This is a genomic window from Gelidibacter algens (genome assembly GCF_001678675.1).
In the GTDB taxonomy this organism is placed as follows: Bacteria; Bacteroidota; Bacteroidia; order Flavobacteriales; family Flavobacteriaceae; genus Gelidibacter; species Gelidibacter algens.
In genome coordinates this window covers 108,395-130,872 of the sequence record NZ_LZRN01000004.1, presented here as the reverse complement: position 1 = coordinate 130,872, position 22,478 = coordinate 108,395, and the positions used below count along the sequence as shown (strand labels likewise).

19 protein-coding genes are annotated in these 22,478 nt (G+C 37.7%); 14 read left to right on the top strand and 5 right to left on the bottom strand.

Annotated elements, in window-relative coordinates:
- The first annotated feature begins 65 nt into the window (after positions 1-65).
- The 10 genes from A9996_RS03065 to A9996_RS03020 all read left to right on the top strand — a co-directional run bounded on the left by A9996_RS03065 (position 66) and on the right by A9996_RS03020 (position 12,206).
- Positions 66-3,278, top strand: a complete 3,213-nt coding sequence (locus A9996_RS03065) for a SusC/RagA family TonB-linked outer membrane protein (protein WP_066430762.1) — start codon at positions 66-68, stop codon at positions 3,276-3,278.
- Between the two features lie 72 nt (positions 3,279-3,350).
- Positions 3,351-4,793 carry a SusD/RagB family nutrient-binding outer membrane lipoprotein gene (locus tag A9996_RS03060; protein WP_066430760.1) on the top strand — a complete coding sequence of 481 codons (1,443 nt, stop codon included), beginning with the start codon at positions 3,351-3,353 and terminating at the stop codon, positions 4,791-4,793.
- A 91-nt stretch (positions 4,794-4,884) separates the two neighbouring features.
- Entirely contained in the window at positions 4,885-6,273 is a 1,389-nt protein-coding gene (locus A9996_RS03055; RefSeq protein ID WP_066430758.1) for a sodium:solute symporter family transporter, read from the top strand.
- The gene (locus A9996_RS03050) at positions 6,258-7,085 is read left to right on the top strand and encodes a metallophosphoesterase family protein (RefSeq protein WP_066430757.1); all 828 of its coding nucleotides are present in this window, start codon (positions 6,258-6,260) and stop codon (positions 7,083-7,085) included. Before A9996_RS03055 ends, A9996_RS03050 begins: the two co-directional genes overlap by 16 nt.
- A 1-nt stretch (position 7,086) precedes the next feature.
- Positions 7,087-7,581 (top strand): rhodanese-like domain-containing protein, encoded by a 495-nt coding sequence (locus A9996_RS03045; protein ID WP_066430755.1) that lies wholly within the window; start codon positions 7,087-7,089, stop codon positions 7,579-7,581.
- Positions 7,582-7,677: 96 nt separating this feature from the next.
- Positions 7,678-8,349, top strand: coding sequence for a TIGR04282 family arsenosugar biosynthesis glycosyltransferase (locus A9996_RS03040; RefSeq protein WP_083993826.1), 672 nt, complete (start codon positions 7,678-7,680; stop codon positions 8,347-8,349).
- Positions 8,349-9,161, top strand: a complete 813-nt coding sequence (locus tag A9996_RS03035) for a purine-nucleoside phosphorylase (protein ID WP_066430752.1) — start codon at positions 8,349-8,351, stop codon at positions 9,159-9,161. The genes A9996_RS03040 and A9996_RS03035 overlap by 1 nt, the downstream gene beginning before the upstream one ends.
- Positions 9,162-9,595: 434 nt before the next feature.
- Complete coding sequence (locus A9996_RS03030) at positions 9,596-10,483, top strand: sterol desaturase family protein (RefSeq protein WP_066430746.1); 888 nt, start codon at positions 9,596-9,598, stop codon at positions 10,481-10,483.
- Between the two features lie 40 nt (positions 10,484-10,523).
- Positions 10,524-11,327, top strand: a complete 804-nt coding sequence (locus tag A9996_RS03025; RefSeq protein ID WP_066430745.1) for a DUF547 domain-containing protein — start codon at positions 10,524-10,526, stop codon at positions 11,325-11,327.
- Between the two features lie 87 nt (positions 11,328-11,414).
- Entirely contained in the window at positions 11,415-12,206 is a 792-nt protein-coding gene (locus tag A9996_RS03020; RefSeq protein ID WP_066430744.1) for a TIGR04283 family arsenosugar biosynthesis glycosyltransferase, read from the top strand.
- A 6-nt stretch (positions 12,207-12,212) separates the two neighbouring features.
- Here the strand turns inward: A9996_RS03020 and A9996_RS03015 are convergent, their stop codons facing one another.
- Genes A9996_RS03015 through A9996_RS02995 form a run of 5 tightly spaced genes read right to left on the bottom strand, consistent with a single transcriptional unit; the run spans position 12,213 to position 16,958 of the window.
- Positions 12,213-12,971, bottom strand: coding sequence for a metallophosphoesterase family protein (locus tag A9996_RS03015; RefSeq protein ID WP_066430743.1), 759 nt, complete (start codon positions 12,969-12,971; stop codon positions 12,213-12,215).
- Between the two features lie 33 nt (positions 12,972-13,004).
- Entirely contained in the window at positions 13,005-14,267 is a 1,263-nt protein-coding gene (locus A9996_RS03010) for a POTRA domain-containing protein (RefSeq protein WP_066430741.1), read from the bottom strand.
- On the bottom strand, positions 14,267-15,271 hold the full coding sequence (locus tag A9996_RS03005) for a glycoside hydrolase family 113 (protein ID WP_066430740.1): 1,005 nt from the start codon (positions 15,269-15,271) through the stop codon (positions 14,267-14,269). The genes A9996_RS03010 and A9996_RS03005 overlap by 1 nt, the downstream gene beginning before the upstream one ends.
- Positions 15,272-15,305: 34 nt before the next feature.
- Entirely contained in the window at positions 15,306-16,220 is a 915-nt protein-coding gene (locus A9996_RS03000) for a hypothetical protein (RefSeq protein ID WP_066430738.1), read from the bottom strand.
- 21 nt (positions 16,221-16,241) lie between these two features.
- Entirely contained in the window at positions 16,242-16,958 is a 717-nt protein-coding gene (locus A9996_RS02995) for a DUF547 domain-containing protein (protein WP_066430736.1), read from the bottom strand.
- Between the two features lie 171 nt (positions 16,959-17,129).
- Between A9996_RS02995 and A9996_RS02990 the strand changes: the two genes are divergently transcribed.
- The 4 genes from A9996_RS02990 to A9996_RS02975 all read left to right on the top strand — a co-directional run bounded on the left by A9996_RS02990 (position 17,130) and on the right by A9996_RS02975 (position 22,437).
- Positions 17,130-18,428: an NAD(P)/FAD-dependent oxidoreductase gene (locus A9996_RS02990; protein WP_066430734.1), complete on the top strand. Its 1,299-nt coding sequence runs from the start codon at positions 17,130-17,132 to the stop codon at positions 18,426-18,428.
- A 62-nt stretch (positions 18,429-18,490) separates the two neighbouring features.
- On the top strand, positions 18,491-20,089 hold the full coding sequence (locus tag A9996_RS02985; RefSeq protein WP_066430729.1) for a 4Fe-4S binding protein: 1,599 nt from the start codon (positions 18,491-18,493) through the stop codon (positions 20,087-20,089).
- 168 nt (positions 20,090-20,257) lie between these two features.
- The gene (locus A9996_RS02980) at positions 20,258-20,950 is read left to right on the top strand and encodes a glycosyltransferase family 2 protein (RefSeq protein WP_066430818.1); all 693 of its coding nucleotides are present in this window, start codon (positions 20,258-20,260) and stop codon (positions 20,948-20,950) included.
- Positions 20,947-22,437, top strand: a complete 1,491-nt coding sequence (locus A9996_RS02975; RefSeq protein ID WP_066430727.1) for a cellulose synthase family protein — start codon at positions 20,947-20,949, stop codon at positions 22,435-22,437. Before A9996_RS02980 ends, A9996_RS02975 begins: the two co-directional genes overlap by 4 nt.
- The last annotated feature ends 41 nt before the right edge of the window (positions 22,438-22,478 follow it).

The window sequence follows — 22,478 nt, the reverse complement described above, 5'->3', positions numbered from 1 at the left end:
TGTTTCTTCTCAATCCTTGAAGTCCTCTTCAAACCAAACATTTATTAACTAAAGAATAAAATTTTATGAAGCAACTATATGTTGGTGTGCTGCTGCTATTTTCATGTTTTAGCGTTGCACAATCTACAGTTACAGGAACGATAACAAGTTCTGAAAATGGCGAACCATTGCCTTATGTTACCATAATTTCCTCCAATGGAACATCTACAAATTCTGACGACAATGGCAATTATACCATTGTAGTCACGTCAAATGAAGATCAACTCAAATTCTCATTTATCGGATTTGAAACACAAACCATAACTGTTGGCAATAGAAAAGTCTTAAATGTAGTCATGACGGAATCATTGACCAATTTGAATGAAATAGTTGTCACTGCTTTGGGTCTTGAACGGGAAACCAAAGAATTGGGCTATACCGTACAATCCATACAATCGAAAGATGTATCAGAAGTTAAGACCGTTAATTTTTTGGACAATTTAGCTGGAAAACTGGCAGGTGTAACAATAACACAAGGTGCCACAGGGGTTGGCTCGTCATCAAAAATAACCATCCGCGGTGAAGCTTCTTTTTCGAATAATAATCCACTTTTTGTGGTAGATGGCATTCCAATCAATAACGAAACCGTGTTTAATGTCACCAATGAAGCTGCAGCCGGATTTCAGGAAATTGATTTTGGAAATGGCGCCATGGAAGTTAATCCAGATGACGTTGCATCTGTAACCGTTTTAAAAGGTCCTAGCGCAGCGGCACTTTATGGTACACGGGCTTCAAACGGCGTCATTGTAATTAAAACGAAAGATGGCAGCAAATCCAAAGGCCTAGGCATTAGTTTTAATTCTTCCCTATTTGTCGATAGTGCCTTTAGGCTTCCTAAATTTCAAAATCAATATGGGCAAGGAAATTCAGCACAGTTTGAATATGTAGACGGACTTGGTGGTGGTACCAATGATTTGATCAGCTATTCTTGGGGACCTCGTTTAGATTCTGGTTTGCTCATACCGCAATATGACAGTCCGGTAGTGTTGCCAGATGGCACGATAGTTCGTGGTGCTGATACCTCATTATATAGTGGGGTGCCAATTACTGCAACGCCTTTTGTGTCTCATCCTGATAATCTCAAGGATTATTACCAAACGGGCATCACGACCATTAACAACATTGCAGTATCCAACAGTTTTGAAACAGGCAATTACCGTTTATCATTTACTGATTTGCGTAGTGAATCCATCATTCCTGGTGTGAATTTAGACCGTCAGACTGCAAGTGCGAAATTAAGTTTTAAGCCTTCTTCAAAAACTGAAATCAATTCTGCAATTAGTTATGTAAATTCTTCAAGTGACAATCGTCCGTCAAACGGTTATGGAAGTGAAAACGTCAATTATGCCTTGGTAGCTTGGGGACCTCGTTCTTTGAATATTGAAAATATGAAAAATTACTGGCAACCAGGTTTGGAAAATGTACAACAGTATTCTTTCAATTACACCTATTTTGACAATCCATATTTTACATTGTTGGAAAATCGCAACTCCTTTGAACGTGACCGCGTTTTTGGAAACATAGCCATTAAACAGAATTTTACTGAGCATTTTAGTATCAGTTTACGCTCAGGAATGGATTATTCAAGTGAAAAACGACAATTCCGTCGTGCCTATAGCAGCAATCGTTTTAAAAATGGTGCGTATGCAGAACACGAAGTCTTTTATCGAGAAGTCAATACAGATTTCCTAATCAATTACAACACTCCTTTTGGAGATTTTTCTTTCGACATCTCTCTTGGTGGCAATAGATTGGATCAGACAGCATCTACAAAACAATCGCAAACAAATAGCCTGGCACAACCCGGAATTTATAATTTGAATAATGCCGCATCGCCAATTGACGTCTTTCAATTCGAATCTCAAAAGCGCATCAATTCCTTTTATGGCATTGCCAAATTCGGTTTTAAAGACTTTCTGTATTTGGATATCACGGGACGAAATGATTGGTCAAGTGCCTTGGCAACACCGTTTTCTGTAGACGGCACGTCATTCTTTTACCCTTCAGTTTCAACAAGTTTCATCTTGTCAAATGGTACCGAACTTCCTGACGTTTTTTCATTTGCGCAATTAAGGGCAAGTGTGGCACAAGTGGGAAATGATACAGCGCCTTACCAAACATCTGGAGCTTTTATTTCTCAGACTACCTTTAATGGACAACCAACATTCAGCAATCAGAATTTTATCCCAAATGCCAATTTAAAACCTGAGCAAACCACGTCTTATGAATTTGGTGCCGATGTCCGATTCTTTAAAGACCGACTGAATTTAGATGTCACTTATTATAATGCCAATACAAAAGATCAAATTATTTCATTGCCCATTGCCATTTCTTCTGGTTACAATCAACAAGTGGTTAATGGCGGTAAAGTGAATACGCAAGGTGTAGAAGCTATTTTGGGGATCATTCCTATTAGAAATTTTAATTTTAAATGGAACAGCACCTTCAATTTTAGCGCCAACCGTTCCACCATAAAAGAATTACCTCAAGCCGATGGACGATTGACACTCGCCTACAGCCGAATTTATGATAGTGCCAATCAAACGGTTTGGTTTCAAGTGGAAGAAGGTGGACGCATAGGAGATATATACGGAACAGGATATACGAGAAATGAACATGGTGATTTCATTCTAGATGCCAACGGACGTTATATTGCGGATAATACACTGCGAAAAATAGGCAACTACAATCCAGATTTTATGTTGGGATGGAACAATAGTTTCAATTATAAAAATTGGAATTTGAGCTTCTTGTTCGATTGGCGACAAGGTGGCGAATTTGTATCACGCACACGAGCCTTGGCGACTGTTGGTGGTCAATTGGAGGAAACATCATTCCGTCCTGAAGAAGGCATCGTTCCACTAGGTGTTTTCAATACAGGAACTGCTGAAAATCCTGTATATGTTCCGAATACAACTGCTGTTTCGGCGGAAAGTTATTACAGACAATTTTACGATAGAAATCATGAAGAAAACAATACTTATGATGCTTCCTTTTTAAAATTGCGTCAATTCTCACTTGGGTATTCCGTGAATTTGAAAAATGGCTTTTTAGGTTTGCAAGAAGGTGCTAAAGCCAATTTTTCCATCATTGGAAATAATTTATTCGTCATTACAGAAAATCCGCACGTAGATCCTGAGCAATTGGCAGTTCAAGGCAACGGATTTGTGAGTGGTGTTGAAGACATGAGCTATGCCACCACCAGAAGTATTGGGTTTAAAATTGGAATTGATTTTTAATAAGAAACGCTAGACCTCACAGCTCCGAAGTGACGGAATCAAAAACCTGTGAGGTCTGAAAAACATAAGAACATGAAAAGATATATATACATCATTGGCTTGATTAGCCTCCTATTCTCCTCAAGTTGTACAAAAGATTTTGAAGACATCAACACCAATCCCAATGCACCTGTAGCCGTCCAACCAAGTTTATTGCTGCGTCAGGTCATTTATAACTTTGGTGAAGAAATGAGCTACGAAGGTTTTGTGGCTGGAGATTTACTTTCCCAACATAGAACAGCCATCGATTTTAATTTATTTGACAGACATGCATTGAAATCGCCACAATTAGGCGGCAACCCATGGCCTGTTTTTTATACCAATTTGCGTGATAATGAAATTATTCTCAACCAGTCTAGAACTACTGAAACCTTTCGTGTTTATGAAGGTCCAGCCTTAATTCTTAAAGCCTATATGGCAGCAGGATTGACAGACTTGTTTGGAGATGTGCCTTATTTTGAAGCCTTCAACGGCGTTACCGGAACCGTCACAGCAGCCTATGATACACAAGAGCAAATCTATATGGCTGATGGTGGTATTTTAGACAATTTAGATAAAGGCATTGCGGCTATCAACGCTTACGACGATGCCATCTCTTTAGAAGGAGATATTTTATTTAATGGTGACTTACAGGCTTGGATTCGTTTTGCAAATTCACTTAAGATTAAGCATTTGTTGCGTATTGCAGATAAAATTGATGTGTCTTCGCAATTACAAGCCCTTTATGATTCTGGAATTTACATTACAACCAATTCGCAAAATGCCATCTTCAACTTTACCAATACCAGGCCTAACAGTTTCAGATTGGCACAACTGCGCATTGGCGATTTCAATAATTTTGTGCTGTCAGAAACGATGGAAGATATTATGACACATTTGAATGACTCCAGAATTGATGAGTTTTTCAGACCTTTCGCTAATTCCACTACAAAAGAGTACAATGGTTTGCTAAATGGCATTGATGCCTCACAAACCTCCATCGCCTTATCAAATTATTCGGTTGCTGGAACTGCTTTCCGTGAAGACACCTCAACATTGGATGCCAATTTCATCACCACTTGGGAAGTAAAATTCGCGTTGGCAGAAGCTGCCGCAAGAAATTTAATTACTGCTGATGCACAAAATTTATATGAGACAGGAGTCATACAGGCTTTTGAATATTGGAACACCACTTTGCCATCAGATTATTTGTCAGGTCCAGCAGCATATAATGCATCAGGAACAACGCCCGTACAACAAATCGTGACGCAAAAATGGATTGCGAACATCATCAATGGTTATGAAGGCTGGGTAGAATACAAACGTACAGGATTCCCTGAATTAAGAACCATTTCGGCAAGCTTAAATGATAATTTAATTCCTTTAAGAATGCCATATCCTGCAGACGAAGAAGCATTGAATGCTGAAAATTACAATAGTGCAGCTGCTAGCACAAATAATAATAGTATCAACGTCCCAGTTTGGTGGGATGAATAGAAAGCCTACCCTAACCCTTCCAAAGGAAGGGAACTATTGCGTAAACAAACCTTTCAGGTTTTGAAAACCTGAAAGGTCTTAAACCAAATGAATGATTACACTTTTTTCAACTATATTAAGTTTGAGTGAGAGTTCCTTACCTTCGGGAAGGATAGGATGGGCTCAATGGGCACTCATCATCGGATCAAGTTTGATCCTCTTTTTGCTTTCACCCTTAGCCAAAACAACCAATCAATTTTTTAAAGCTTCTAAACGAAACAAGCGACCAAATGCTTTTGTTTTAACGGGAAGCTTGATCATCTCATGGATTTTCGCAAAAAGCATTACCAATGCCGCGAATCTTGGTTTGGATTTTGGGATTGTTGGTGGTGTTGCTTATGCCGGGTATTATTTGTCTTTTGCCGTAGCAGGAATTCTTATTTATCGCATGCGGAAACATGGTGGTTTTAAAAGTATCCATCAGTTTTTGACCACAAAATTTGGTCGTAGTGCCATGGCACTTTTTTCCATTTTGATTGCCATACGTTTGTTCAATGAAGTTTGGAGCAACACCACAGTTATTGGCACCTATTTTGGTGAGCAAGGAAGTTCACAGTATTATTGGGCTATAATTGTTTTTACTGCGCTAACATTAGCTTATGCCATAAAAGGCGGTTTGAGCAGTTCCATATTTACAGATGTCATTCAAATGGGCCTATTTTCAATTTTACTATGTGTTATTCTATGGAGCATTTTTACAAAGGATGATTTTACCGTTAAGGAAGTTACCATGTCAGGCACTTGGAGTTTTGAGCTTGGTCTGAACCTCTTTTTTGCCGCCATTATCCAATCGTTCAGTTATCCCTTTCATGACCCTGTTTTGACAGATAGAGCTTTTATCAGTTCGCCTAAAGTCACGCTCAAAAGTTTTCTCTGGGCCAGTGTTTTAGGCGGATTATGTATCGTTCTGTTTAGTATTATTGGTGTGTATGCGCAAATGCAAGGTATGGTTGGACAAGCAGCAGTTGAAGTTGGGAAGGCCTTTGGCGTCGTTATTTTATTGGTTATCAATTTTATCATGATCACATCCGCAGCCTCTACTTTAGATTCGACGTTTTCATCGTTTTCAAAATTACTGGCCATCGATTTGAAGATGGGAAAAGATTTGACTATTGGTCGCGCGTCTATGGCTGCCATTGCTATTTTAGGAACACTGCCGGTGTTTTTGAATGCCGAAATTCTTTCTGCAACGACTATATCAGGAACTATGGTGATTGGTTTAACCCCAGTTTTTCTATTTTGGAAGATGGACGCCCCAAAAATTAGTTTTTATTTGAGTGTGATTTGCGGATTGGTCTTCGGGTTTATTCTTGTTTTTGAAATATTTCCTGAAGCGCTCATTTTCACTGAAGGAAAATATGCTGATTTACTTTGGGTAAACGTATTTGGTATTGCAAGTTGTATTCTCTTATATTTGATTCCGAAATGGATAAAAAAATAAATAACATAGGAAAAATATCAGGAAAAATAATGCTTTTCGGTGGCGTCTACAGTAATTTACAGGCTTTAGAACAATTGAAAAGTATAGCTGAATCTGAAAACATTCCGCCAGAAAACTGCATTTGTACAGGTGATATTGTTGGGTATTGTGCGCAACCCGAAGAAACGGTTCAATTCTTTAAAAATTGGAATGCTCAAAGTATCGCAGGAAATGTGGAAATTCAATTACGAGAAGGGGCCGAAGATTGCGGTTGCGATTTTAGAAAAGGCTCACGTTGTGACGGATTTTCGCAATTGTGGTATCCATATGCACAAAGTAAATTGTCCAAAAATTCATTGGAATTTATGGCGACCTTACCAGACCATATCACTTTTGAATATGCCGATAAGAAAGTAACCGTGATTCACGGTTCTTTTGAAAATACCTCTGAATTCATTTTTAAATCGACACCCTGGGAACGTAAGCAACCCAGTTTTAAAGCGACCAAAAGTGACGTGATTATTGCTGGCCATTGTGGTTTACCATTTTATCAATTTAACGATGATTATCTTTGGCTCAACCCCGGTGTTATTGGAATGCCAGCGAATGATGGAACGCCAAATGTTTGGTATGCGATTTTGGATGATGCCAACGAAACCTTCAATTTTAAACATCATCAATTGGATTACAATCACAAATTGACCAGTAAGTTGATGCAGAATGGATTTCTACCAGAAGAATATGCTCGAACCATCATCACAGGTATTTGGGACAACACCGAAATTTTACCAGCCGTAGAAAGCGGTTTACAAGGATTTGTAATAAATTTTTAAGATGAGATTACTGTTTTTTATACTATTGAGTTGCTTTACATTTCAAGCCAATGCCCAGAAAACATTGGATGAATTGCTCAATCAATACAATACGAATCGAGCACCTTACATTTCGGTGCAAGAATTGGCAATGCCAAAAACCGATGCTATTATACTCGACGCTCGAGAAAAAGAAGAATATGATGTTAGCCATTTGAAAGATGCCATTTTTGTAGGCTATATTAATTTCAATTTGGAACAAACGACTCTACAACTTCAAGCCAAACAACAAACCATTGTCGTGTATTGTTCTTTGGGAATCCGTTCAGAAACCGTTGCTGATAAACTCAAAAAAGCTGGCTATACCAATGTCTACAATCTCTATGGTGGTGTTTTTGAATGGAAAAACAAGGGATTTCCTATCGTTGATTCCGATGGAAAAGAAACTGAAAATATCCATGTCTTTTCCGAAGCTTGGGAAAAATGGCTTTTGAAAGGCACTAAAGTATATGACTGAATTTTAGATAAAATTTAACCTTGTAATACTTCGGAAATCTTTCCTAAAACTTAACTTTGAATGTTACTACTGAATAGTTCAATTTAATCTCTAATTATGGGTTTACTTTCCTCAAAGGACACCGCCAGCGCTAATGAAATGGCAACCGATTTCCATTTTCCTACCTCCAAAAAAGCACTGATCATTTTTACTCGCAATCCTGAATTGGGCAAATGCAAAACGCGATTGGCAGCAACAATTGGTGATGAAAATGCCTTGGAAGTCTATAAATTTCTTTTGAACCACACCGCTCACATTTCTAAAGACATTAAAGCTGACCGCTACGTATTCTATTCTGAAAATATCAAAAAAGAAGATCTTTGGGAGTCTGGAGTTTTTAGGAAGAAACTACAAATTGGCCCTGATTTAGGAGCGCGCATGCAAAATGCTTTTTCAGAATTACTTGAAATGGGTTATGAAAAAGTAATCATTATTGGAAGCGACCTTTTAGATTTAAACTCAGAACTCGTGAATGATGCTTTTAGTCAACTTGATTCTAATGATGTGGTTATTGGCCCGGCATTAGATGGTGGGTATTATTTATTGGGCATGAAAAATTTACACCCTAACATTTTTGAGAATAAAACCTGGGGAACTGAAACGGTATTAAAAGACACAAAGAATGACCTTCAAAATAGTAAGCTCCATTTACTTAAAGAATTGAATGATATCGATACTTTTGAAGATATGCAACAGTATGAACAACTCAAAAAATTTCAAAACATATAATGATTAAGTTTATAAATGAAACCACAGAATATCTACAAAGCAAAGGCTTTGATAAACCAGAAATCGGGATCATTCTTGGCACTGGATTAGGCCAATTGGTCAATGAACTGGAAATACTACAAGAGGTTAGCTACAACCACATTCCAAATTTCCCAACAGCAACCGTAGAATTCCATAAAGGGAAATTAATTTACGGCATTTTAGAAGGCAAGAAAGTGATGATCATGCAAGGCCGTTTCCATATTTATGAAGGTTACACGCTTCAAGACGTTACTTATCCTGTTCGTATTATGGAAAAATTGGGCATTCACACCTTATTGGTTTCGAACGCTTCAGGAGCTATCAATCTCGATTTCAAAAAGGGAGAACTGATGTTAATTGATGATCATATCAATCTTCAGGGCAGCTCGCCATTGGCATTCAAAGGTGTGGAACAATTAGGTGAACGTTTTACAGACATGAGTGCGCCTTACGATGCCGAAATCAATTCTAAATTTGAGAAGATTGCAGCAGCACATCATATAACGCTTCATAAAGGTGTGTATGCTTCTGTTGTTGGTCCGCAATTGGAAACCAGAGCCGAGTATCGCATGCTGAAAACCTTAGGTGCTGATGCCGTTGGGATGAGCACCGTTCCGGAAATTATTGTGGCCAACCATTTAAAATTAAGAGTTGCAGCAGTGTCAGTTTTAACCGATGAATGCGACCCAAGCAATCTGAAACCTGTAAATATCTCTGAGATCATCGCAATGGCTGAAAAAGCGGAGCCAGATATGATTGTTTTGTTTAAGGAATTGATTAGAATGTTATAATTATTATTTGGGCGCTACCCAAAAGGGTCAGGCTTTCGGCTATATCTTTTGCGAAAAGCAAAAGGTAACGCAGGTTTGTACTAAATATTAGCATTCTAGAATTTTTAATTTCAAATTAGTGTTGGAAGCTATTTTAAGCTAATTAATTGACTGTAAATTGTTTTTAAATCAGTCAAATCAACTTTTTGGATTTAATTTTTGATTGTTCAATCTGGCAAATTATAATAAAATCGTAAAAATCAAGTTTAGCGTAAAATTTGCGTTAGCGATAGGAACGGCATCCTTTTCGGAAGAATTTCTGCCCTAAAGGCAGATATTCTTCCGAAAAGATATAGTGGATAGCGCGACCTTTCGCCAAGACCAATCTTAAATTTAATTGAAATTATTATCTCGGCGAAAGGTAACGCCCAAAAAATACTAATTAAAATAACATCTTGGAAAAATACATTGACATCATATCAAAATCCTATTCTGGATACTGGAACTATCTCAAATATGAGTTAATAGACGTGTACCATTGGGACAACTTCTTTTACGGATTAATTGTCATTTCACTATTGGTTTGGGCTCTTGAAATTATATTTCCTTGGCGCAAAAATCAGTCAATCTTTAGAAAAGACTTTTGGCTGGACACCTTTTATATGTTCTTCAATTTCTTTTTGCTGAATTTGATCGTGCTCATTGCACTTTCCAATACCACGGCCGAATTCTTTAATGACATTCTGAGTGTTTTTGGATGGCATGTAAACAGCTTACAAGTTTTTGACGTTGACGAACTGCCGCGTTGGTCAGGCTTACTCATTTTATTTTTGATCAGCGATTTTGTACAATGGAACACCCATCGACTGTTGCACCGTGTGCCTCTACTATGGAATTTCCACAAAGTCCACCATTCCATTAAAGAGATGGGATTTGCCGGTCATTTACGTTACCACTGGATGGAACCCGTGGTTTATAAGTCCATACTTTACATTCCTATTGCCATTATAGGTGGCTTTGATGCGCAGGATGTGGCTATTATATACTTTTTTACCATTGCCATTGGTCATTTGAACCACGCCAACTTAGGTTGGAATTATGGCGCTTTGAAGTATGTTTTGAACAACCCGAAGATGCATATTTGGCATCACGCTAAAGAACTGCCTAAACACACAAAATATGGGATGAATTATGGCATTACTTTAAGCATTTGGGATTATCTTTTCAACACGGATTATATTCCTTCTGACGGACGGGATATTGAACTCGGCTTTGAAGACGATGAAGAATTTCCTAAAACATTTATCAAGCAAAGCATCTATCCGATAAAAACTAGAAAGTGATATTTTGCGTATATAGATTACAACTCCTAAAAACACCACAATGAAATCTCTTATCAAGTTCGCATTTCTGACTTTTATAGCTTTCAATTTGAGCAGCTGTAACCTTACGGCAGCAGCAGGTATTGGCAGCCAGGGCCAACCTACCAAAGAAGTGGGCGACAAATTGACCTCTACCACGGCAAATTCTGCCATTAATGTTGACCATAGCGCCTGGGATAAATTGCTCAAAAAACATGTAAATGCTGAAGGCTTTGTCAATTACAAAGGCTTTAAATCTGATCAGGACCAATTGGAAGCTTACTTGGTAAACCTGTCGAAGACGGAGCCCAATAAAGAGTGGAGTGTTCAAGAATTGTTGGCCTATTATATTAATTTGTACAACGCGGCAACAGTTGAATTAATTCTAAAAAATTATCCCACAAAAAGTATTAAGGATATTAAAGGGGCCTGGACAAAAGGGTTCGTGAAAATTGGAGATAAGAACGTTTCACTTGGAACCATAGAAAATGGGGTGTTGCGAAAAATGAATGAACCTCGAATTCATTTTGCTATCAATTGCGCTTCTTTTTCTTGTCCCAAACTGATGAATGAAGCTTACACAGCATCAGAAATAAATGAGCAGTTGGAGAGAGCCACCAAAGAATTTATCAACAGCGATCTAAATGAGATTACTGCCGATAATCCTAAATTCTCAAAAATTTTCGATTTTTATACATCCGATTTTAAAGTCAACGGCAAAAAGGATCTTATTGCTTATATCAATCAATACAGCACCACCAAAATCAATACGAATGCCTCCTACACTTTCATAGAATACGATTGGAATTTAAATGAGCAAAAGTAATTTTGCTTAAGTGTTCCTTAAGAAATTTATATCCATAACTTTAAGTCTCGAAATTTCAGCGTTACATATCTGAACGATTTTCTGCTTATGAGCAACCAGATCTCTATCATCATTCCCATATTAAATGAAGAAGAAACCATTGGGAAACTGATTCATCACCTTTTGGATTATAGTTCTGCAAAAAATGTTTCGGAAATTATTATTATGGATGGTGGCAGTACAGATGGATCAAAAGCTATCGTGAATAGTTTTATTTCAGAAGTATCGCAATTGCAATCACATCAGTCAAAAAATGCTGTTTCCCATAACGCCGAACTACACTTTATTGAAGACAGACCAGATGTAAAATCCAGGATACGATTTATAGCCTCACAAAAAGGACGCGCCAAACAGATGAACGCAGGCGCTAAAATTGCCAACGCCAACATTCTTTATTTTTTACATGCCGATTCATTTCCTCCCAAAAAATTTGACCAGCATATTATTGATGAAGTGGAAAAAGGCAACAAAGCAGGATGTTTTAGGATGCAGTTTGACAGCGGCCATTGGTGGTTAAGATTGGCAAGTTGGTTGACACAATTTCGTTGGCGTGCCTGCAGAGGTGGTGATCAAAGCCAGTTTATCACACGACAGCTTTTTGATGAGATTGGAGGTTATGACGAGCGTTTTACTATATATGAAGACAATATGTTGATCAATGAATTGTTTGCCAGAAAACAATTTGTGGTTATCAATAAAAAACTAAAAACCTCTTCAAGACGCTACCGTAAACATGGTATTTGGAAACTACAGTACCACTTTTGGGTCATCTATGCAAAGAAATGGTTTGGCGCAGATGCACAAACATTGTTGGCTTATTACCAAAAGCACATTTATTAGACAATGCTACTTTCCTAAGATTTCATTTAATGAACGTTCATTTCTTCCCTTTTCTTCAGGATACAATTCCATTATAATATCACTTTGGAAAATCTGTTTTGAATGGATATCTATTGCAGATAATTTCCCGTAAAATGCAGCTCCGGTATCCACATTCCATACGTTAACAGCATTCATTGGCTCTTCCGAATTAAAATTAAGTGTAGGGGTATGCCCAATATAGATTTCGCGGTAATGTTTTAAGCGCTTTGGAAATAACGCGGAGTTTTCATCAATCTGTTTGTCCATGGTCAAGGCCATTTCCCAAAGCGTCCGGTCAAAGTAAAACGTACTTTCAGAGGTTTCCTGTTCAACGCCATATTTAGATGTAAATCCTGCATGAAGAAACAACAGGTTTTCATCCTCTAAATGATGCAATTTCATGCCCTCAAAAAATTCTAAATGCGTTCGCTTTTCTTTCTTTGAAAAGCTCGAATAACTTTCTATCGTTCCTTTTCCGCCATGTTCCAGCCAAACTTTTTCTGCCTTTTTGGTCCGCAGCCAAGTTTCACACCACGCATCATGGTTGCCTTTTATAAAAATACAGGCATTTGTTTTGGACAATTCCATCAAATAATGAATCACCTGTGCTGATTCGCTCCATCCGTCGACATAATCTCCCAGAAAAATAAGTCGGTCGTCTTCCTTTAAATCAATACGTTTCAAAAGCTGCTTTAATCCTTTTAATCCGCCGTGAATATCTCCGATTGCAATTGTTCTAATCAATTCGTTTTTTTTTACAAATTTCGAGCTTTTTTGTTAGAAATACTGCCCAATACCAAACACAAATCCTCTGCTGGCATTTTCGGTAATCCCATAACCATAATCAATCCTAAAAATCGCATTAAAAATCCTTTTGTGCATAAAACGCAATCCGACACCGGGATAGACCCTTAAGTTTTTATTGTCTCCAAAATCGCCAAAATCACCTCCTGGATTTCGCCAACTTCCAGCATCAACAAAGGCATTGCCTTGAAGCACAAACCAAGTTTTGTCAATAAATGTGTGTCTATATTCCGTATTTAAAACGATGGCAGCGGTACCTCTATCTATAATATTTCCGACACCTCTAATGTTCAGATTATTATCAACTGAAAATGGCGCAAAAGGTGTTTCATCATTAGAAGCGACACCCAATCGCAGTCTACTTGCCCAATTTCCTTTTTCTCCAAGACGTTTATAATAGAGAAAATCATTCCAACCAATTAGAAATGCTGGTAATGTATTGTCGGTCGTTGTTACATTCTGAAATTGGAAAATACTCCTAAATCCAGCGACATATTGATAATCATAATCCAAAGTATTGAATTCGTAAATCAACTTATACAACACTTTATTGACTTTTAATGCCTGTGGCACATCAGGACTTGTTGCTCCAAATTTATATTGATAATCTTCAGTGAAATAATTGATTCCCAATTCTATCTTATTCTTGAAATTGAATTCGTATAAGCCCAAAATCTCATAAGATGTATTGTTATATTTATAATCGGACGATGCATTATTAAAAAAAACAGGCTCTTGGGTTGTTAAATTTTGATGATTAACGGCCAAACCAAAATTACGACTGAATAAATAGGGCGCCCTAAAATTGATGCCGTAAGAACTGTAAATATCTTTCTGATAAAAACCACCAAAGGCAATATTTTGACCAAATAAATTGAACTCATACAATCCCAATCGGTAAGCGAATTCATCTTCATTAGTCGTGTAAACATTCAGGGATGGAATGATTGTGAAATTTTCATCAATGCTATAAATCACGTTATATTCACCTTCATTTTCTGCTGGAAAAACCTGATAAGTAGCATGTGCAATCGATGGTAATCGCTTGAGACGTCTGATATCCTGCTCTATCATTATGGAATCTAATACTTCGCCTGAACGTATTTTAGACACTTTTTGAACGAAAGATGATTTGAGCTTTTTAATGCCCTGAACTTTCAAATCCGCAACTTTCGGTTGTTGGGCTGACATTTGAAAGCTGAAAATGAATACTGCAAGGGCGATTAGAGGTCTCATTATTTAGAATAAAATGTTTTTAAGACCTGTTCGGCAGGTTTATTTTGAGGTGTGAAACGGTTGTCTTCCGGTCCACCTACTTTCTCGTAATCGTGGAACCATTTCCAAACAAAGCCTCCCGAAAACCACTCTTCAGTCCAGAATTCTTCGAACAAGGCCTGCGTCAAAATTGCTTGCGCTTCGAGATTTACTTGTTTGTCCACTCTGTCAACGGTCCAAGGTTCTCTTCCTGCATAGTCACTGCTTCTATATCCAAATTCAGTAAACAGAATTGGTTTGTCATGCTTTTCTGAATAGGTTTTCATTTCAATTTTATGCTTTTGCCAACCTTTCTTACTAGCTTCCAATGTAGGTGATTGTTTATCATCAACTGGAAAATAAGCATCAATTCCTATATAATCGATGTCATCCCAAAATGGCGTTCTGTTGTACTCATTCCAGTTGGACGCATAAGTCAGTTTACCTTTGTATATTTTTTTTATCTCCGTAATCAACCCTTTCCAATAGTTAGGACGCGCATCAATAAAGCCCTCAAGTTCAGTTCCAATACACAAAATTTCAAAATTACTTTCTTGGGCAATCCGCGCATATTCCAAAATAAATGACGAATATGATTTTTCGAGTGTTTTCCAATCTTCTTCTTTTGTCATTTTAATAAAGCCTGTGAACTGGCCATTTGATACCCAAATTTGTGGCTTCAACATAATTTTGATTCCTTTCTTTCGAAGCTCTTCAGCATATTGTTTAATGCCATCTTCGCGCTCTCCAAACCATTGTCTTTCTGTGTTGAACCATATTTCGGGATGTGATAATTCGCGAATAAACCCGAAGGGCATCAAGGCCGCGAAATTTGCGTTGATTCTCACTACAGGCTGTACACTTTTCTCTGTAATAGCGTTACGAGAAGCTACAAAACTAACACCGTTGATTTTAGGAGACTGCCCCGAACACGCTAATTGCAATACAGCAAAAGAGGTTAACAATAGAGACTTAAATAATTTCATAGTAGCGATTTAAGTACTAAAATACTTCAAATCTCTAAAAAAGCGCTCTCAATCCTAAACTAAATGTATGACCCAATCCTTGAAAGTTATGCCCTGTGACTATCTTTCCATAGGACGCTTCAAGGTTTAATACGTCTGTTATTTGATATTTTCCACCAAAACCTAGTTGTGTGTAACGTTGGGAAAAATCATTCCCTAAATCCACTAAAAACGCTTGCTGTCCATTAATGAAAAGGGTCGATTTATCGGAAGGAAAATAACTTAAAAACGCACTGAAGGGCATGAACAAACTATTATTTGCAAAACGTTCACCGATGTTTGAATCTACGGGGTTTGCATCTTGACTTTTCTCCCCGAAATTAAAACCTAAATCCATTTCTGTAAAAATCTGCCAATCGCCACCACCAAAGGTTTTGTCATAGAAAAATTTAGTTTCCCAAAAGACACTTCTTTTATCAAGATATGGTGCATTTGGCGTATCCTTAAATACTGGAAAATAGACCGAACTTGTCAATGAAAAATTCGGAACGCTCGCAATCGGTTGAAAACGGATGGATGGCGCAATGGTCGTTAAACCACTTCTAGCATCCGTCGAATTATTTTCAAAACCAAAAACCGAAAAAGCATCTTGCCCGCCAAAGGTATTCGCTCTCACCTGAAAAATCAATCCGATATTGATTCTCGAATTATCACTGATTCCCGTATAAATTTCGTTGGTGTTTGTGAAAAAGTTTTGACGTGGAATATCAAATGAGGTACTTCCTTCGTCCGTACTTTTAGTTTGTGTATATAGACTATTGAAAAATTTGATATCCCATTGCCCTTTTTTTAGGAGTTTGGATGGTGTGTATTCTTGAATGTTACTTTTTTGCGTGTCGGTGTCCGTATCATCTTGGGCATAGCCTGCAATGCTCAATAGTAACATACTTAACATTGTGAATTTTTTCATGTTTGATGTTAGTTAGTTCTATTATTTCCTATTCAAATTCCAATCGTATTTGGAATACGTAAGCTTATAGTTTGAAGGCACTTTTTCATCTCTGTATGTGTTTATAAAATCGATTTCAGAGCCGCCATTCATCGTAAAGTCTTCTATATACCATTTCATGATTTCCGAGCCCTCAACAGTTTTTTTCTTATCATTCACTTTAATAAAATAGTTACCATTCAGGGCTAACTTGGTCTGTTTGGTCAATTGTGCATCCAATGTTTTTGGCATATAAACTTCGTTAATCAACGGCGGGCAACCAATTGCGCCACAAACCAATACAAAATGAAACCGTGGGTCTTTGAATTCCGCTCTCAAAATTGTATTCTCAATGTCATTTAGTGTAATGGATTTACCAGCCAACTTATATTTGGTTTTATCAAAAAAGCCTTTTTCATCCAATGGCGATTTCGTTGGAAAGTTATTGATGATTCCTTTGATAACGGACAAATTATAAGCATTGATCCAAAACGCCTGATAGGTTTGTTTGTCATCTTTTGAAACCGAAATTCCTTCTCCCAATGTCATCAACTCATTCAACGATTTTGGATTGGAATGAATGGCATCATAATCCACCTTCCCGTCAGCTACATTCGCTTTCAAGAAGCTGTCAGTTTTTTCAAAAAAAGAATATACGTCTTGCGAAAAAAGCTGAATTGAGGATAAAGCCAATAAAAAAAGTAAAATCTTGTTTTTCATCACCCTTATAAATTTTTACAAATGTATAGCGTCTTGGTCTTATGAAATGTAGATAACTTACATAACAAGAAAAAATAGCATCGTTAATTTGTAATTGTATTATCATAAAATTGAAATACAGATTAAGTTCTTACCTTTAGTTGCGACATAAGAACTACTAACTACCAAACTATGGAACACATCGTCATCATTGGCAACGGGATTTCTGGCATAACTGCTGCCAGACATATCCGAAAGCTTTCCGATAAGAAAATCACGATTATTTCAGCCGAGACCGAACATTTCTTCTCGCGTACCGCACTCATGTATATTTATATGGGTCACATGAAATATGAACACACAAAACCCTATGAAGATTGGTTTTGGAAAAAAAACAGGATTGATTTAAAATTTGGATTTGTAAAAACGATTGACACTGCAACCAATACATTGCATTTCGACAATAGTGAGACCCTACAGTACGATAAATTAATTGTATCCACAGGAAGTAAATCCAATAAATTTGGCTGGAAAGGCCAGGATTTAGATGGCGTTATCGGCTTGTACAGCAAACAGGATTTGGACCAATTGGAAGCTTTGGCTCCCAATAAGGAGGTATGCCAGCGTGCTGTTGTGGTTGGTGGTGGCTTAATTGGAATTGAACTGACTGAAATGTTGCACACCCGAAATATTCCGGTAACGTTGTTAGTACGAGAGGATAATTTTTGGGACGGGGTGTTGCCCTTGGGAGATGCACAAATGATCAATCGGCACATCAAAAACCACGGTATCGATTTGCGCTTAAAATCTAATCTCAAGGAAATATCAGCAGATGAAAATGGACGTGCCAATGCTGTTATCATTGAAGAAACTAGCGAGACAATCTCCTGCAACTTGGTAGGATTGACCGCAGGGGTAACGCCCAATATTGATATGATCAAAACCACGGGCATTGAAACCGATAGTGGTGTTTTGGTAAACCGCTATTTAGAAACTAATATAGAACATATATACGCCATTGGCGATTGTGCGCAACAACGTGAACCCATTGGCAATCGTAAACCGGTTGAGGCGGTTTGGTATACTGGCAGAATGATGGGCGAAACCGTTGCACAGACTATTTGCGGGAATCGCATACCCTACAATCCCGGACACTGGTTCAATTCCGCCAAGTTTTTTGATATTGAATATCAAACCTATGGTTGGGTTTTTGCCAAACCTAAAGAAGGGCATGCACATTTCCATTGGAAACATGATGATGACACCAAAAGCATCACTATTGAATACCATGAAAGTTCCAATGAGTTTTTAGGGATCAACACTTTTGGCATCCGAATGAAACATGAGGTTTTTGATAGATGGCTTACAGAAAAACGTACAGCAGATTATGTGATGGAACATTTAAAGGAAGCCAACTTTGACCCTGAATTCTATAAAACTTTTGAGCGTAATATTTTGAATAGCTATTCTAAACAGTTTATAACGACTTAAATCGCAAGACCTCAAAGCTCCGACACTTCGGTAGGTGTGGGGTCTTTACACATATAAAAAACATGAGCAACAAAATACATTCAAGCATGTCTCTTGCCAAACCCGATTCGCAAGCGCTGTCCAAGACACAAAAAATTGGAGTGGCTATTGGAGTCATCGGACTTTTTATTATGACATTGGCCTTCTTTAATGTCAATTTTCCTAATAAAACTTTATTCTTGACCCTATCCTTGGTCATGATTACGCTTGGGACAATTATTTTCTCAAACAATGCTTACTTGACAAAACATGAAGGGATAAAAAATGACGGTGTCTGGTTTAAATCAATTGCCTCAAGAGGATTTTGGGGCTGGATATTGGGAATTGTACTGACGCTTTTTTACATTGTTCTCTATTTTAAAGCTGAATGGTTCGGGCTGGCAGGAAAAGGTGAGGCAAATACGGGGTTGATTGCGCTTTTTGATCCATTAAGCTATCTATTAAGTGGAGGACCAGCAAGTCAATGGTTTGTATATGGAACCCTATACACCGTGGCCATATTGATATTCGGCTATAAATTCATTTTGAAATATCGCCATAATAAACACGAACGAATTAGAACTTATTCGGTCATGTTTTTTCAGTTGGGATTTGCTTTTTTGATTCCAGAATTTATGGCGCGAATGAATTCAGATTCATTTCATTTGCCCTACTACGACTTGAAGAATATCTGGCCTTTAAATTATTATAATTTTGACCAGTATCGTGTCAATGATTTTATTAGTTCCGGAACTATTGGATTAGCGCTGCTCATTTTTGGAATTGCATCCATTTTTATTATCACACCTATTTTAACTTACAAGTACGGTAAACGCTGGTATTGTTCATGGGTTTGTGGTTGTGGAGGTTTGGCAGAAACTGCTGGTGACCCATTTCGACATTTGAGTGATAAAAGTCAGTTTGCTTGGAAAGTGGAGCGCTGGGTAGTGCATAGCGTCGTGGTATTTGTGACCTTAATGACGACAGCTGTTATTTATTCTTATTTGGGAGATGATTCCAGTAAATATTGGTTGACAAAAAATGTGTTTTTAATTGGAGTAGCAACATTATTGACGGTTGTATTCGCTTTGGTCATGATTTTTAAGCGCCAAGAATTGGCAAAGGACGCCCAATACGGGGCCATTGGCTATTTTGTAATTATAATAGTTTTGATAGGCATGCACTATTTTAGTGGTACCAAAAATGTCTTTTTAGTAGATACTAGTTTTCTGAAATCTTCTTATGGCTTTTTAATTGGTGCCATATTTTCAGGCGTAATAGGCGTGGGCTTCTACCCTATTTTTGGAAATCGGGTATGGTGTCGTTTTGGCTGCCCTATGGCTGCCGTTTTAGGATTCCAACAACGTTTATTCTCAAAGTTCAGGATTACCACTAATGGTGGCCAATGTATTTCTTGTGGCAACTGCTCCACCTATTGCGAAATGGGTATTGACGTACGTGCTTATGCCCAAAAAGGAGAGAATATTGTACGTAGCAGCTGCGTGGGTTGTGGTATTTGTGCTGCGGTTTGCCCAAGAGGAGTTTTGAAACTGGAAAATGATTCCATGAAGGGCCGTATCAACAGCAATGATATTTTATTAGGAAACGATGTGAATTTAATGGATTTGGTAAATCAGAAATAATAGTTATGTCGCCTAGACACGCTGAGAACCACGGAGGCTCACAGAGAATTTTATTGTTGTGTTAAATCTACCAAATTTCTCCGTGGGACTTTGCGAAAAACTCAGTGTTACTCTGTGATACATTTTCCAGAAAACAACGTTACTTTTGCACCCTCATTAGAACAGCCAATGCCCAACATCAAAGTCATCATTCCTGCCTATAACGAAGCAGATTCCATAGCGCTCGTCATTAACGAGATTCCAAAAATTGTTAGTGAAGTTATTGTGGTAAACAACAACTCTACTGATAAAACAGCTGAAGTGGCAAAACAAGCAGGCGCCACAGTCCTGCTAGAGCAACAAATGGGCTATGGTTATGCTTGTCTTAAGGGCATGGCATACGTTTCTACCTTATCTGAAAAACCAGATATTATTGTATTTTTGGATGGCGACTATAGCGATTATCCGGAGGAACTGACAACAATTGTACAGCCAATACTTGAAGATAATATCGATTTTGTAGTGGGTGCAAGAGTCAAAAGCTTACAGGAAAAAGGCTCCATGACGCCTCAACAACATTTTGGAAATTGGCTGGCCACCTTTTTGATGCGGGTTTTGTTTGGCGCAAAATTCACCGATTTGGGACCGTTTAGAGCCATTAAATATCAAAAACTCCTTGATTTACAGATGCAGGACAAAACTTATGGCTGGACCATTGAAATGCAATTGAAGGCCATAAAGCAGAATTTAACGTACATTGAGATACCCGTAAAATATAAAAAAAGAATTGGTATCTCAAAAGTTTCAGGAACCATAAAAGGTTCTATCTTTGCGGGCGTAAAAATCCTAGGTTGGATTTTTAAATATAGCTTTAACAAATGATATTAGAATCCTTAATAATAGTTGTTTACACAATTTCTCTCCTTCTTATTTTCGTATACTCCTTAGCGCAACTAAATCTATTATATAATTATTTAACTGCTAAAAAGAAACAGGATACCTCTGAAGTTTTTGATTTTTCGAATCCAGATGAAGTCCCTTTTGTAACCATCCAGCTTCCTGTTTACAACGAAATGTATGTCATGGATCGTCTTTTGGAGAATATCGCCTTGATGGATTATCCCAAAGATAAGTTAGAAATTCAAGTACTTGATGATTCTACTGACGAAACCGTTACGACCACCTTTCAACATGTTGAAAAATTGAAAGAAACAGGTTTGGATATTAAACATATCCGAAGAACTGATCGTAGTGGCTACAAAGCAGGCGCCCTAAAAGAAGGTCTTAAAATTGCAAAAGGCGAGTATATTGCCATTTTTGATGCTGATTTCTTACCAAAACCAAACTGGTTGAAACAGACTATTCCTTATTTCAAAGATGAGCATATTGGTGTGGTCCAAACCCGTTGGGGCCATATCAACAGAAATTATTCAACACTTACAAAAATTCAAGCTTTCGCTCTAGATGCACACTTTACCTTAGAGCAAGTTGGCCGAAACAGTAAAGGACACTTTATAAATTTTAATGGGACCGCCGGAGTTTGGCGTAAAACCTGTATTATTGATGCGGGTAACTGGGAAGGCGATACGCTTACTGAAGACTTGGATTTAAGCTATAGAGCCCAACTTAAAAACTGGAAATTTAAATATTTGGAAGACGTTGAAACGCCAGCAGAATTACCTGTAGTTATTAGCGCAGCCCGTTCACAACAATTCCGTTGGAACAAAGGTGGTGCTGAGAATTTCAGAAAAATGATGTGGCGCGTCTTAAAATCTAAGAACATTTCAGCAAAAACAAAGCTTCATGGGGTATTGCACCTATTGAACAGTACCATGTTTTTGAATGTATTTTTGGTGGCTGTGTTAAGCATCCCAATGCTTTATATTAAAAATGAATATGCTCATTTAAGGTTCTATTTCTATTTTATGAGCTTTTTCGTGTTGAGTACCATCATATTTTTTGTGTGCTATTGGATGATGTACAAAGAGATTTATGGCAGAGGTTTTAAAAACTTCTTCAATTATGTAGTATTGTTCTTTACCTTCTTTTCAATAGCGATGGGTTTTTCACTCCATAACTCCATTGCCGTTATTGAAGGACATATTGGCAAACGCAGCGAATTTATCAGAACACCAAAATTTAATATCAGCTCTTTAAAAGACACATGGAAAGGCAATAAGTATTTGCGTAAGAAAATATCAGTGAACGTAATTTTTGAAGGCGCTCTGATGCTCTATTTTGCATTTGGATTATATAGCGCATTTGTGGTGGGCGATCAAGGTGGTGATTTTGGATTGTTCCCGTTCCACTTGATGTTGTTTGTAGGTTTTGGATATGTGTTCTTTAAATCATTGACCTCAAAGGTATAATAGGATTATTGTTTTGGGCGTTTCCTTTCGCCAAACCTACA